General features: G+C 59.9%; 12 protein-coding genes. 7 read left to right on the forward strand and 5 right to left on the reverse strand.

What is annotated here, in order from left to right; translation table 11 throughout:
* Positions 1-963 carry an NAD(P)H-dependent glycerol-3-phosphate dehydrogenase gene (locus AC2FH6_RS12765; RefSeq protein ID WP_496702944.1) on the reverse strand — a complete coding sequence of 321 codons (963 nt, stop codon included), beginning with the start codon at positions 961-963 and terminating at the stop codon, positions 1-3.
* Positions 960-2,057, reverse strand: a complete 1,098-nt coding sequence (gene tsaD / locus AC2FH6_RS12770; protein ID WP_496702946.1) for a tRNA (adenosine(37)-N6)-threonylcarbamoyltransferase complex transferase subunit TsaD — start codon at positions 2,055-2,057, stop codon at positions 960-962. Before tsaD ends, AC2FH6_RS12765 begins: the two co-directional genes overlap by 4 nt.
* 85 nt (positions 2,058-2,142) lie before the next feature.
* Here tsaD and AC2FH6_RS12775 point away from each other — a divergent pair, with 85 nt between their 5' ends.
* Genes AC2FH6_RS12775 through AC2FH6_RS12785 form a run of 3 tightly spaced genes read left to right on the forward strand, consistent with a single transcriptional unit; the run spans position 2,143 to position 5,614 of the window.
* A complete protein-coding gene (locus AC2FH6_RS12775; protein WP_496698650.1) occupies positions 2,143-2,868 on the forward strand; it encodes a uroporphyrinogen-III synthase in 726 nt (241 codons plus the stop codon).
* A gap of 54 nt (positions 2,869-2,922) precedes the next feature.
* Positions 2,923-4,107 (forward strand): COG4223 family protein, encoded by a 1,185-nt coding sequence (locus tag AC2FH6_RS12780; protein WP_496702948.1) that lies wholly within the window; start codon positions 2,923-2,925, stop codon positions 4,105-4,107.
* A 10-nt stretch (positions 4,108-4,117) separates the two neighbouring features.
* Complete coding sequence (locus tag AC2FH6_RS12785; protein WP_496693127.1) at positions 4,118-5,614, forward strand: heme biosynthesis protein HemY; 1,497 nt, start codon at positions 4,118-4,120, stop codon at positions 5,612-5,614.
* On the opposite strand, the gene AC2FH6_RS12790 is transcribed toward AC2FH6_RS12785, so the two are convergent.
* The 3 genes from AC2FH6_RS12790 to AC2FH6_RS12800 are packed head-to-tail and all read right to left on the reverse strand — an operon-like array spanning position 5,611 to position 8,703.
* The gene (locus tag AC2FH6_RS12790) at positions 5,611-6,645 is read right to left on the reverse strand and encodes an ABC transporter substrate-binding protein (protein WP_496702950.1); all 1,035 of its coding nucleotides are present in this window, start codon (positions 6,643-6,645) and stop codon (positions 5,611-5,613) included. The two genes, AC2FH6_RS12785 and AC2FH6_RS12790, sit on opposite strands and share 4 nt — an antisense overlap.
* On the reverse strand, positions 6,642-8,039 hold the full coding sequence (locus tag AC2FH6_RS12795; protein WP_496702952.1) for a sensor histidine kinase: 1,398 nt from the start codon (positions 8,037-8,039) through the stop codon (positions 6,642-6,644). Before AC2FH6_RS12795 ends, AC2FH6_RS12790 begins: the two co-directional genes overlap by 4 nt.
* Positions 8,032-8,703 (reverse strand): response regulator transcription factor, encoded by a 672-nt coding sequence (locus AC2FH6_RS12800; RefSeq protein ID WP_496702954.1) that lies wholly within the window; start codon positions 8,701-8,703, stop codon positions 8,032-8,034. The genes AC2FH6_RS12795 and AC2FH6_RS12800 overlap by 8 nt, the downstream gene beginning before the upstream one ends.
* 147 nt (positions 8,704-8,850) lie before the next feature.
* On the opposite strand from AC2FH6_RS12800, the gene AC2FH6_RS12805 reads away from it, so the two are divergent.
* The 4 genes from AC2FH6_RS12805 to AC2FH6_RS12820 all read left to right on the forward strand — a co-directional run bounded on the left by AC2FH6_RS12805 (position 8,851) and on the right by AC2FH6_RS12820 (position 12,496).
* Positions 8,851-9,819 (forward strand): Bug family tripartite tricarboxylate transporter substrate binding protein, encoded by a 969-nt coding sequence (locus AC2FH6_RS12805; RefSeq protein ID WP_142637503.1) that lies wholly within the window; start codon positions 8,851-8,853, stop codon positions 9,817-9,819.
* Positions 9,820-9,905: 86 nt separating this feature from the next.
* On the forward strand, positions 9,906-10,337 hold the full coding sequence (locus AC2FH6_RS12810) for a tripartite tricarboxylate transporter TctB family protein (protein ID WP_271950677.1): 432 nt from the start codon (positions 9,906-9,908) through the stop codon (positions 10,335-10,337).
* Between the two features lie 10 nt (positions 10,338-10,347).
* Positions 10,348-11,886 (forward strand): tripartite tricarboxylate transporter permease, encoded by a 1,539-nt coding sequence (locus AC2FH6_RS12815; RefSeq protein WP_142637508.1) that lies wholly within the window; start codon positions 10,348-10,350, stop codon positions 11,884-11,886.
* 157 nt (positions 11,887-12,043) lie between these two features.
* Complete coding sequence (locus tag AC2FH6_RS12820) at positions 12,044-12,496, forward strand: SRPBCC family protein (RefSeq protein ID WP_142637510.1); 453 nt, start codon at positions 12,044-12,046, stop codon at positions 12,494-12,496.
* The last annotated feature ends 46 nt before the right edge of the window (positions 12,497-12,542 follow it).

A 12,542-nucleotide genomic window follows, 5' to 3' on the forward strand; every position in this document is an offset into this window, starting at 1 on the left:
TTATTCCTCCTTCAGGGGTCGGTTCAGCAGCCAGCGCATGGCTTCACCAACGCTGCATTCTCCGGTGCTTATTTCTGACACGATGGTGCTAATGGGCATGTCCAAATCTTCTGCTTTGGCAATTTTGGCCAAAGCCTTGGCCGTGGCAACACCTTCGACGGTTGTGTTTGTGTCAAAAGCATCCTGACGCCCAAGCGACAGGCCAAATCGATAGTTCCGGGACAGTTCGGAACAGCAGGTCAGTACCAGATCACCCATACCCGACAGGCCCATCAATGTTTCAGGGCGGGCCCCGCGCATCAGCGCAAAGCGCTGCATTTCGGCAAAGCCCCGCGTCATAAGGGCGGCACGGGCGCTTTCGCCCATGCCTTCGCCAATGCAGGCCCCGCACCCAATGGCCATGACGTTTTTCAAGGCCCCACCAAGTTCGGCGCCGATAGTATCCGCGGTGCGATAGAGGCGCAGATTTGTGGTGCTCAATTCATGCTGCAGGTCACGACCAATCGCATCATCCGCACAAGCGAGGGTCAATGCGGTGGGAAGGCCGCGCGCGATGTCGTCCGCAAAGCTTGGCCCGGTCAACAACGCAGCGCGTGCCTCTGGGATGGTTTCACGGATAACGGAAACCGGCCCAAGGCCCGAGGTCAGCTCTATCCCTTTGCAGCAGGCGACCAGCGTTTTATCTCTGAGGGTAGCGGAATGCACACACAGCGCGCTCCGCAATTTCTGCATCGGCACGGACAGGAGGATGATTTCGCTTTCTGCCGCCAGATCAGCGTCCGAAGTAACCGTGATCGCCTTGGGCAAAGGTGCATTCGGCAGGCGCGCGCTGTTTACGCGATGGTTCTGCATCATCTGGGCCTGTTCCGGATCCCGAGCCCATAGCGTGACGGGGCCTTTCCCGGCCAGCGAAATCGCCAGAGCTGTTCCAAACGCTCCGGATCCCAGAACCGACACGCTCATGCTTTGGCTCCTTTTTTACCGCTGCCCAACATGGCCGGGCTGGTTTGATCCAGAGGCCAACGCGGACGCGCGGTCAGGGTCAGATCATCGCGGGCACCCGTGCGGAAACGTTCAATTCCGGCATAGGCGATCATGGCGGCATTGTCGGTGCACAGGGCCAACGGGGGGGCGGTAAATCTGGCACTTTTTTCGGCGCAGATAGACTCTAACGCGGTGCGAATGGCCGTATTTGCTGCAACGCCGCCCGCAACAGACACAACCGCCTCCGCAGGGCCCTCCAATAGGTAAAGGTCGATTGCGCGGCGGGTTTTCTCGGCCAAAGTGTCCACGATGGCCTGTTGGAACCCGGCGCAAAGATCGGCGCGGTCCTGTAGCGTCAGGCCACCTTTTTCGGCCACGATCTGGTCGCGCATTCGCATCAGCGCGGTCTTGAGCCCGGAAAAGGACAAATCGCAGCCCGGACGGTCCAGCAGTGGCCGCGGAAACCGGAACCGTTTGGGATCGCCCGTGCGGGCTTCGACCTCGACCGAGGGGCCACCGGGTTGCGGCAGGCCCAGCAGGCGGGCTGTCTTGTCAAAGGCCTCGCCCGGGGCATCGTCGATGGTGCCGCCAAGGCGGGTGAACTCCTCGGGCCCATGGGCAATCAGGTATTGGCAGTGCCCGCCCGAAACCAGCAGCATCAGATAGGGAAACGCGATCCCGTCCGTCAGGCGTGGCGTCAGCGCGTGACCGGCCAGATGGTTGACTCCGATCAATGGCAGGCCCGTGGCGGCACTGATCCCTTTGGCGCACATGACGCCTGACATAACCCCCCCAATCAGGCCGGGACCGGCGGTTACGGCAATAGCGTCCATGTCGGCAAGGCCCAAACCTGCGGCCTCTAACGCCTGCATCACACAGGTATCCAGCTTTTCCGCATGGGCGCGGGCGGCAATCTCAGGCACCACGCCACCAAATGCGCTGTGCAATTCGGTCTGGCCATAGACAACCGAGGACAGCACTTCGGCGGCTGTATCATCGGATTGGCGCACGACTGCGGCGGCCGTGTCATCACAGCTGCTTTCCAACCCGAGGACAGTAAGTGTTTGCACCATTGGCCTGATCCGTTACACCTTGGTTGCCAAGCGGGGTATCACCCTGCGCGGATGCAAACAATCCCAAGGCCGAAGGCGCCAACTGTTGTATTTGTTGATGACCCGCCCGCGCGCTGCGTCTGAAAGGTTCGTCGCGCAGTTGCCAACCCGCATCAGAAGCCGGGTAGAGGTTATCCATTCGCCGATCCTGGAAATAAAACCTTTGGCGGTGCAAGTGCATGCGGATGAAGCAAAGGGGCTGATCTTTACTTCGGCCAACGCCGTAAATGCGGCGATGTCTTTAGATGTATCTCGAAAGATGCCGGCCTTTTGTGTGGGTCCTGTTACCACCGGAACGGCCAAAGGCGCTGGCTGGGATGCCCGGATGGTGGGTGCTACCGCCGAAGAGCTGATTGCAAACCTGCTAAAGCACCGGCCCCAAAGCCCGCTGCTTCATCTTCGGGGGGAGCACAGCCGGGGTAACATTGCTGAACGGTTGACCGAATCCGGTCTGGCTGTGCGTGAACAACCTGTCTATAAACAGCACCTGTTACCGCTCACAGATCGGGCAGGCGCCGTTGCTGAGGGCAATGAACCGGTGATTGCCCCCATATTTTCACCCAGAACAGCGCGACAATTTGCCGACATCTGGGTGGGTTCGGCACCACTTTGGCTGGCTGCAATCAGCGAGGCCACGGCTGAACCCCTTTATTCCTTGGATTATGTCCGCCTGAAGATTGCCAAAGAGCCGACACCGAAGAAAATGCGGAAAGCCGTTAAAAAGCTTGTGAAACATGCGATGCGGGTTGAGGGCGGCGAGGCCACAGATTAACTTAGTCTGGTTAGTTGTTCAGGTTGTTTTGGATTCGAAAAGGGGAACATTGCGGTGGCTGGTAAGAAGAAAACCGATCAAAAGCCGGAAGATGACCCCAAGGCTGACGCAGTCGAGGACATTGTCCAGATCCCGGATGAGGCACCTGTTGACGATGCTGACCCCGTAGAAGAAACGCCTTCCGAAGCCGAAGCCGAAGCCGAAGCCGAAGCCGAAGCCGAAGCCGAAGCCGAAGCCTCTCTTACGTCGCCTGATCAGACCGTCGCAGAACCGCCGGTCGAAAAACGCGGCGGCTTTATCCCGGCGCTGATTGGCGGTGCGATTGCTGCGGCGGCCGGGTTCGCTCTGGGTCAAAGCGGCGCGTTCTCCTCGGGTGAGTCCGACGCAATCGCCGCGCTTGAGGCGAAGCTGACCGCACAATCCGATCAGATATCAACACTGTCGAAGTCTCTGACCGACGGGTCGGACCTGACCCAGAAGATTGACGCGCTGACCAGCCAAATCGCGCCAATCACCGCTGATCTGGATGGGGTGAAGTCCAGCATATCCGATCTGACCAACAAGGTTGATCCGCTTGCCAGCCGTTTGGCCGAGTTGGAAAGTGGCGCGCTGACGCAGGGCGCTTCACCTGAAACCGGCGCGGCCATCGAGGCCGAGCTGAAAAAACTCCAGGACTCTTTGGCCGCGCAACGGGCCGAGGTGGAAAAGATGGTGTCCGACGCTCAGACGCTCGAGGCCGAGGCTGCAGCAAAATCGCTGGCGGCGACCAATGCAGCCCTTCTGTCACGGGTGCATGAACAGTTGAATACGGGTCAACCTTATGGCGACCTGATCGCCGAACTGAAGGCCGCAGGCGTAACCGTTCCCGAGGCGCTGGCAGCACCGGCAACCGAAGGTGTCGCGACGATTGCAGCACTTCAGGACAGCTTTGCGCCCGCTGCGCGCACGGCGTTGGCAGATGCGCGGGACGCGGACAAGGGCACCGGAATTGTCGCGTTTTTGCAGCGCCAGACAGGTGCACGTTCGGTTACCCCGCAAGAAGGTGACAGCCCCGATGCGGTCCTATCGCGGGCTCAAGCCGCTTTGTCGGGCGGAGATGTCTCTGCTGCCCTGGATGAGCTGAAATCCCTGCCCGATGCAGCCAAAGCTGCATTTGAAGGGTGGGAACAGGCGGCCCAGACGCGGGTTTCTGCTGTGGATTCTGCAAATGCGCTTGCCTCAAGCGCGAACTCGAACTGAGGGGCCTGCTATGCTGTGGTCACTGTTTAAGATCCTTGTTTTTGTTGCGATTGTCGGCTTGTTGGCTCTTGGCGCCGGGTTCCTTATGGAAACCAAAGGCGGGGTGCAGATCACAGCGGGTGGCACGGAATACACGCTTGGTCCGCTTCAATCGGTCATTGCGCTGGGCGTGATGATCATTGCGATCTGGCTGTTCTTCAAGCTGCTGACCCTGCTGATCGCCACGCTGAAATTCCTCAACGGGGATGAAACAGCCCTGTCGCGTTATTTCGACCGCAGCCGGGAACAGCGCGGATATCAGGCATTAACCGATGGGATCATGGCGCTTGCCTCGGGTGAGGGGCGGATCGCGATGAACAAGGCGGCCAAGGCCGAAAAGCTGCTGAACAAACCCGAACTGACCAACCTGCTGGTGGCCCAGGCCGCCGAGATGAATGGCGATACCCAAAAGGCATCTGAAACCTATAAGAAACTGGTGACGAATAATGCCACGCGTTTTGTGGGGGTGCGCGGTATCATGAAGCAGAAGCTGGCCGAAGGCGATGATGACACCGCCCGGAAGCTGGCCGAAAAGGCATTGGCCATCAAGCCACGCCATCAAGAAACGCAAGATATCCTGCTGGGCCTGCAGACCAAGTCGCAGGATTGGGCTGGGGCGCGATCAACGCTGACCGCCAAGCTGAAATCCGGGCATTTGCCCCGCGATGTGTTCAAGCGCCGCGATGCGGTGCTCGCCTTGTCCGAGGCAAAGGGCATTCTGGACGAAAGCTCGACCGTAGAACAGCAGGAACAGGCAATCGAGGCCAACCGCCTTTCCCCTGATTTGGTGCCTGCCGCAGCGATGGCTGCCCGTGCCTATATCGAAAAAGGCAAGCCGCGTGCCGCAACGAAGATTCTGAAAAAGGCATGGGAGGCACAGCCACATCCCGATCTGGCCCATGCTTTTGCCGATATTGCACCGGATGAATCACCGGCCGAGCGCATCAAACGCTTTGCGACGTTGACCCGCATACACGCGCAGAATCCGGAAACCTGCCTGATTCTGGCCGAGTTGAACATCGTCGCCGAAGATTTCCCCGAAGCCCGCCGCGCGCTGGGGGATGTGGTCGAAAAACAGGCTGATGCCCGCGCCTACACGCTGATGGCAGCGATTGAACGCGGCGAAGGGGCCTCGGATGTGGTTGTGCAGGGCTGGCTGGCAAAGGCGCTGAACGCGCCGCGCGGGCCGCAATGGGTCTGCGACAACTGCCATGACATTCAGCCGGAATGGGGTCCGGTCTGTCAGAACTGCCACAGCTTTGACACGCTCAGCTGGCAAACGCCTCAAACTCCAGAGATCGCCTCAGCCACCGGTGTTCACATGTTGCCATTGATTGTTGGCGCGCTTGAGGACAAGGCCAAGCCCGACATGGAAGAGGTCGACGAGGCCGATGAGCCTGAGGTTATCGAGGCTGAGATCGAACCGGTTCGGCCTGATATCGAACCTGCCATCGACGAAAAGACCTAGCGCGCACTTTCCACGTCGAAGGCGTCGTTCCACAGCTTAAACAGCTCGGCCCGTCGGTTCTGATCTCTGGCTACCAATAGGGCCGGCGATAGGGCGATGAACCTTCGGGCGCTGGGCGTTAACCCCGTATCGGCGGTGTCCATCTGGGCGACGAGACCCGAAGTTGCCAGCAGGGTTTGCGCCTGTGGCGACAGGAGAAAATCCAAGAATTCCGTGGCGGCCTGTTTGTTCCGCGCCTGGCGCGGGATCATCAGGGCACGTGACAGGACCAGAGTATAGTCTTCTGGCAGAATCACCCCAATGCCCGGGGCCTTGGCATTGGCAACATAAGACCCCAACACGTTATAGGCGATCAAAAAGCGCCCATTGGCCACATCGCGGATGATTTCCGCAGAACAGCAAGTGGCCACCGCGTCGATACGTGCAAAACCTTCGATCAAAGAGCCGAAAGTCGTGGCCTCAAGGCTGTCTCCATAGGCAAACAGATAACCCAGACCCGAGGCCGCGATGTCATAGGTTGCCACGCGCCCACGCAGTAGATCCGGCTGGGTTCGCATCATGTCCAGCAGGGCGAACCGGCTGCGTGGGACGTTCTGATCCTGTAACAAGGTCTTGTTGTAAACGATGACGGCGGGTTCGGTGGTGATCCCCCACAGCTCATCCCGCCAGCGTCGCGCGGCGGGCAGGGCGTTGGTCAGGTCGGATTGAAACCGGTGTCCACAGGCGGAATTCACCAGCCAGACCATCTGTTGAATCGCGGATGAGAACACGATGTCTGCGGGGTTCTCACCTGATTTGCAGACCGTGCGGCTGTGCTGAAACAGCGCGTTTGATCCCCATTGTTCATAAGTGATCTGCAGATCGGGGTTCAGCGCCGTAAACCGTTCAAGCACCGGGGCGATGATCGCAATATCGGTGGTTGAGCGGATCAACATCGGGTCCTGACCTGCGCCGAATTCAGCAATGGCTTCTTGGGCGCGCGAAAGCGACGGGATCAAACTTAGCGCGACAACGGCAAGGGCTCGGATCATGTGCTGCCCTCATCTGTTGTGATCGGAAAGCTTAGCGCGGCGCGAAATCCGGTGTCATCGCGGCCCATCTCGACCCGGCCGTCAAAGGCCTCGGCGGTGGATTTCACGATGGACAGGCCCAGGCCGGTGCTGTCCTCGCCCGAACCGGTGCTGCGATTGAACCGGTCCCCCAGCTGATCGGCGATTATGGTCGCAGGTCCGGGACCCTGATCGCGCACCCACAGAACAGCGCGCGCGCCCTCTTGCGCGGCGCCAATACGGACGGGTGGCAGACCATGACGCAGAGCGTTGCCAAGCAGGTTCTTGGCGGCTTCGCCGATCGAAAAGGCATCGCCATTCACAAGAACTGGCGTATCGCCGATTTCTAGACGCACCTCGATGGTGGGGGCCATCAATTCATGATCGCTGTGTTCCAGCACGTCCAGCGCCACTTCGCGTAGGTCAACGGGCAGCCGCGGCGCACTGTCGATACGGTGGATCACCATGGCGCGCGACAGCAACTGATCCAGCAGCGTGCCCAGTGACCGGGTGCGCCCCAACAGCCGATCCAGCGCGCGCGTGCGGGCTGGAAGGTCAGGATCGTCCTGCGCAATCTCGGCCTGTACCCGGATTGCGGCCACGGGTGTGCGCAGCTGATGGGCGGTGTCGGCAATCAGGTTGCGCATCGTGTCCACTTGCCGATCCAGCCGCCCCATGAACCGGTTCATCGCGCTTAGCATCACCTGCAACTCGTGTGGCAACCCGTCGCTGGCCATCGGTGTCAGGTCATAAGGATCGCGGCGGGTCAGGTCATCGGACAGCGCCTCAAGCGGGCGCAGGGCCGAGCGGGTGACAAACCACGACATGATCAGCAGCAACAGCCCGGCCAATGCCATCGGCAGCAGGGCATCGCGCATCAGGCCCACGGTCATGGATTGGCGCGCGCGTAGGGTTTGGCCGACCAGAATTTCCACCTCGCCCGAGAAATCGCGCTCGGCAAACAGGCGGGTAACGCGGACGAAACGGGCGGGTTCCCCGTTCAGATCAGAGGCGAAATAGACCGGCGCAGTGCCAGTCTGTGGCGGCACCTCGATCACGGTGTCCCGGTCCAGCCCGGTGATGAAGGGGCCATCCGGCACCTGTACCGCATAGAAAATCCGGTCATCCGGCGCCTGTGCCAACAGTTGAAAGGCCGAGACTGGAAGATCGACAAAGGGTTGGCCATCTTGAATGCGAACGGATTCGGCAATGTCACTGGCCGCGCCCAGCAGCAGCCGGTCATAGGCCTGCCGCGCAGCAAGGCGACCATTGGCCCAGATCGACAGACCAACGAGAAACCCGCCCAGAATCAGGATCAAAACCACCGCGCTTAGAACGCGGGCCGTCAGGCTGTGGGGCAGGCGCAGCCTAGTCATTCAGACCGATCCGATACCCCACCCCACGCTGGGTGGTAATGCTGATGGCGCTGCCGGTGAATTTTTTGCGGAGCCGTGCGATATACAGCTCGATCGCGTTTTCCCCCACATCGGCGTCTTCGAACCCGTAAAGCGAGTTATACAGCCGTGATTTCGACAGATACTGACCTTCGTGCCGGATCAGGGCGTCCAGGACCGCCGCCTCGCGCGCGGTTAGGTTCAGGCGTTTACCGTTCAGCGTGGCGCTGCGATCCTTGGCGGCATAGCTCAGCGGACCCAGCGTGACCTGTTCGCTTTTGCGATCGGCATCGCGCCGGACAAGGGCGCGCAACCGCGCCTCAAGCTCGCGCTGGTCAAAAGGCTTGCCCAAATAATCGTCGGCACCTTTGTCCAAAGCGGCGACACGATCTTCGACCGAAGTCAGTGCCGTCAGCATTAGCACTGGGGTGCGGTCGCCGCTGTCTCGGATTTTGCCCAGAAAGTTCAGGCCGGACCCGTCAGGCAGGTTTATATCCAAAAGCATCGCGTCATAGGTTTGAACTGCGCGGAAATCACGCGCGGATTCGACAGTGGTCGCCAGATCGCAGACAACGCCCGACCGCGCCAGATGAGCTATTACGCCTTCGGCCAGATCTACGGCATCCTCGATCATCAATACGCGCATTGTCCCCCCGCGCCCTGCCCTGAATTTCTGTGACAGGTTCGTGACAGCATTATTCTGTAAACAGTACCAGCCCGCAAGGACAGTCCCTTGCGGGAACAGGTTTCGGTTGCAGGACGCAGCCCAAAAAGACCAGAGGAGGAGACACGAATGAAACTGTTTGGAACAAGCGGCGCGATTGCGGCTGCTGTTTTTGCCCTGTCCGGCGTGAGCGCCAGCGCACAGGAATGTATTGCCCCGGCCAACCCCGGCGGCGGTTGGGATTTCACCTGCCGTCAGGTCGGTAAATCTCTGCAGGATCTGGGTCTGATCGACCAGACCATGCAGGTTGTGAACCTGGCCGGCGGCGGTGGCGGTGTTGCCTTTGCCGAGGTCGTCAACAAGCGCGGCGAGGATAATGAGCTGATCGTAGCGGCCAGCGCAGCCACGGCGACCCGCCTGGCGCAGGGCGCCTATCCAGGCAACACCATGGATCAGGTGCGTTGGCTAGCGGCCATCGGTGCGGATTATGGCGTGATCGCCGTTGCAGCCGATAGCGCGGTTAACACGCTGCCCGACCTGTTGGATCAGATCAAATCCGATCCGACGTCTGTGTCCGTGGCGGGCGGTTCCGCCGTGGGCGGTTGGGATCACCTGAAGGTTCTGATCGCGGCCAATGCCTATGGCATCGAGGACGTACGGTCGGTCAAATACATCGCCTTTGATGGCGGCGGCGAAGCTGTGACCCAGCTGTTGGCCGGTTCGGTTCAAGCCTTTACCGGTGACATCTCGGAAGCCAAGGGTTTTGTCGACTCGGGCGATATCAAAGTCATCGCCGTATTGGCGCCTGAACGTCTGCCCGGCGAATTCGCTGATTTCCCGACGGCCAAGGAACAGGGCATTGATGCCATCGGCGCAAACTGGCGCGGGTTCTACGCCCCTGGCGGAATGAGCGATGAGGCCTATGGCGATTGGGTCGGTAAGATCGGTGATCTTTACGCCTCGGATGAATGGAAAGAGGTCATGGCCGCCAATGGTCTGGCCCCGCTGGACCTGCAAGGCGCAGCTTTCCAGGATTTTGTTGCGCAATCCGTGGGTCAGATCCAGACCATCTCGAAAGAGATCGGTATCATCAAATAAGACCAGCACTCACCTGAGAGCGGGGTGTCGCGCCGGGCGCGCGGCACCCCGACCAGGCCCATACTTCCCTTACATAGGAGATACCCATGAGTGATCGCATATTCGGGGTCTTCGGCATTCTTCTTGCCATCGGCTTTGCCCTGTCAGCGCTGGCGATTGAAGAGAGCTTTCTGTCAGACGCGGTTGGCCCCAAGGCCTTTCCACTGATTGTCGCCGCCATCCTTGGCCTTTCCAGCGCGGTCATCGCGTTGCGCCCGGATGCCGAGCCCGAGTGGCCCGCGCTGGGCCGGCTGGTCGAAGTCGGCGCCGCTGTAGTCGTGATGATGTTCTATGCCGAGCTGTTGCCGGTTCTGGGATTTGTAATCTCTACCGCCTTTGCTGCGGCTTACCTGGCCTGGCGGCTGGGATCTGGTCCGATCGAAAGCGTAGTGGTCGGAATCGGTACTTCTGTCGGTATCTACGTCATCTTCCATCTGGTTCTGGGCCTGTCACTGGCTCGCGGACCATTGGGTTTCTAAGGGGAACGTCATGGAAACTCTTGCATCCCTTGGCGATGGATTCGCTATCGCGCTGACATGGCAAAACCTGCTGCTGGCCCTGTTGGGTTGTTTTCTGGGCACGATCATGGGCGCGTTGCCCGGTCTGGGACCGTCGAACGGCGTGGCCATTTTGATCCCTCTTGCGTTCACTCTGGGGCTGGGCGCGACGCCGTCTCTGATCCTGCTGACCAGTGTTTATTATGGGGCAATGTATGGCGGGAGAATCTCATCGATCCTGCTGAACATCCCTGGGGACGAGCCTGCGATGATGACCTGCTTGGACGGGCATCCGATGGCCAAAAAAGGCCTTGCGGGCGAGGCGCTCTCGCTGTCCGGTATCGCCTCATTCATTGGTGCGTTTCTGGCCACATGGGGCCTGATCTTTCTGGCACCGCAGCTGGTCAAGATCGCGTTGCTGTTTGGACCGGCTGAGTATTTCGCCCTGTTCGCGCTGGCCTTCATGACGCTGGGCGGCGTGTCCTCGACCAATCAGGCGAAATCGGCTTTTGCCGCTGCGCTGGGCCTTGGGTTGGCGACCATTGGTGTCGATACCCAGACCGGCGTGCCTCGGTTCACCTTTGGCGAAGTGCACCTGTATGATGGGCTGGATTTCCTTGTCGCCATTGTCGGCCTGTTTGCACTGTCCGAAGTGTTCATCTTTCTGGAAAACCGTCATGGCGGATCGGATGCCGCTGGGCGCAAGTTGAATATCGGGCGGCTTTACCCGCCGATGTCGATGATCAAGCAATGCATGCCGACCATGCTGCGCACCTCATTCCTGGGCTTTCTGGCGGGGGTTCTGCCGGGGGCCGGGGCGTCTTTGGGCTCGTTTATTTCCTATTCGATGGAGAAACGGTTGGTCGACAAGGACAACACATTTGGCACCGGTGATCCGCGTGGCGTCGCCGCGCCCGAGGCCGGCAACAACGCCGCCGCCGGGGGGGCCTTGGTGCCGATGCTGGCGCTAGGCGTGCCGGGGTCAGGGACCACCGCCGTGCTGCTGGCGGTTCTGTTGGCGCTGAATATCACGCCCGGACCGCTGCTGTTCACCCAGAACCCGGATGTGGTCTGGGGCCTGATTGCGGCACTGTTCATTGCCAACTTTATGTTGCTCGCGATGAATATCCCGATGGTGGGCCTGTTCACCCGCGTCCTGATGGTGCCCTCGCGTATCCTGATGCCCGTCGTGGCGATGGTCAGCTTTGTGGGTATTTACGGCATCTCGGGGTCCAGCTTTGATCTGCTGGTGATGATCGGGTTCGGTGTCATGGGCTGGGTTCTGCGCAAGCTGGACGTGCCGCTGGTGCCGATCATTCTGGGCACGCTGCTGGGCAACTCGATGGAGAATAACTTGCGCCGCGCAGTCACCATCGACAATGGCAACTGGTGGACGCTGGTTGACAGCCCGCTGGCCATCGGCTTGTGGTCCATTGCCCTGATCGGATTTGTTCTGCCTCTGATCGTAGGCGCGCGTGTCAAAGCCAAGATGCATCAGCGCCGCGACGAAGAGGGCGCGATCAGCGACTGACCGCATTGGGCGTCACCGCAAACCGGTGGCGCCCGATTAGGTAAGATTTGGGGTCGCGTATCCTGATCTGAAACAAAAATCTGAAACAAAAAATTGAAACATTTGGCAAAAACCGCGTTATTGATAGGCACAAAGCTGTTGTGCGAAGGATGCCAGAATGGAACTCAGTGACGAAATCCGCATCGCTGCCCCGCGGGACGTGGTGTATGAGGCGCTGAACAACCCCGATATCCTGCAGGAATGTATCCCCGGCTGCGAAGAGCTGACCCAATCTTCGCCGCAAGACCTTGAGGCAAAGGTGGTTCTGAAAATCGGTCCGGTGAAAGCGCGGTTCGCGGGTCAGGTCACGCTGGATAAATCCAAGGCACCGGACGGATTTTCGCTGCAGGGCGAGGGCAAAGGCGGGGCTGCGGGGTTTGCCAAGGGCGGTGCCGATGTGACCCTGACCGAAGACGGGTCCGAGACGGTTCTTGCCTATACTGCTAAGGTGGATGTCGGCGGCAAGATCGCCCAGCTTGGCAGCCGTTTGATTGCCGGGACTGCCAAGAAACTGTCGGGGAAATTCTTTACCCGGCTCGGAGAGATCGTCTCAGAACAATCCGGCAGCTAGCCAGTTTCGCGCATTTCAGTTGACGGCGACCTCATTCGGCGCAATC

The organism is Ruegeria sp. CDSC045 (assembly GCF_059610725.1).

Coding starts and splice junctions, on each gene's coding strand:
- tsaD (WP_496702946.1), bottom strand. CDS start 2,057: ATGGTGCAAACACTTACTGTCCTCGGGTTGGAAAGCAGCTGTGATGAC.
- AC2FH6_RS12785 (WP_496693127.1), top strand. CDS start 4,118: ATGCTGTGGTCACTGTTTAAGATCCTTGTTTTTGTTGCGATTGTCGGC.
- AC2FH6_RS12815 (WP_142637508.1), top strand. CDS start 10,348: ATGGAAACTCTTGCATCCCTTGGCGATGGATTCGCTATCGCGCTGACA.
- AC2FH6_RS12805 (WP_142637503.1), top strand. CDS start 8,851: ATGAAACTGTTTGGAACAAGCGGCGCGATTGCGGCTGCTGTTTTTGCC.
- AC2FH6_RS12820 (WP_142637510.1), top strand. CDS start 12,044: ATGGAACTCAGTGACGAAATCCGCATCGCTGCCCCGCGGGACGTGGTG.
- AC2FH6_RS12790 (WP_496702950.1), bottom strand. CDS start 6,645: ATGATCCGAGCCCTTGCCGTTGTCGCGCTAAGTTTGATCCCGTCGCTT.
- AC2FH6_RS12800 (WP_496702954.1), bottom strand. CDS start 8,703: ATGCGCGTATTGATGATCGAGGATGCCGTAGATCTGGCCGAAGGCGTA.
- AC2FH6_RS12810 (WP_271950677.1), top strand. CDS start 9,906: ATGAGTGATCGCATATTCGGGGTCTTCGGCATTCTTCTTGCCATCGGC.
- AC2FH6_RS12765 (WP_496702944.1), bottom strand. CDS start 963: ATGAGCGTGTCGGTTCTGGGATCCGGAGCGTTTGGAACAGCTCTGGCG.
- AC2FH6_RS12795 (WP_496702952.1), bottom strand. CDS start 8,039: ATGACTAGGCTGCGCCTGCCCCACAGCCTGACGGCCCGCGTTCTAAGC.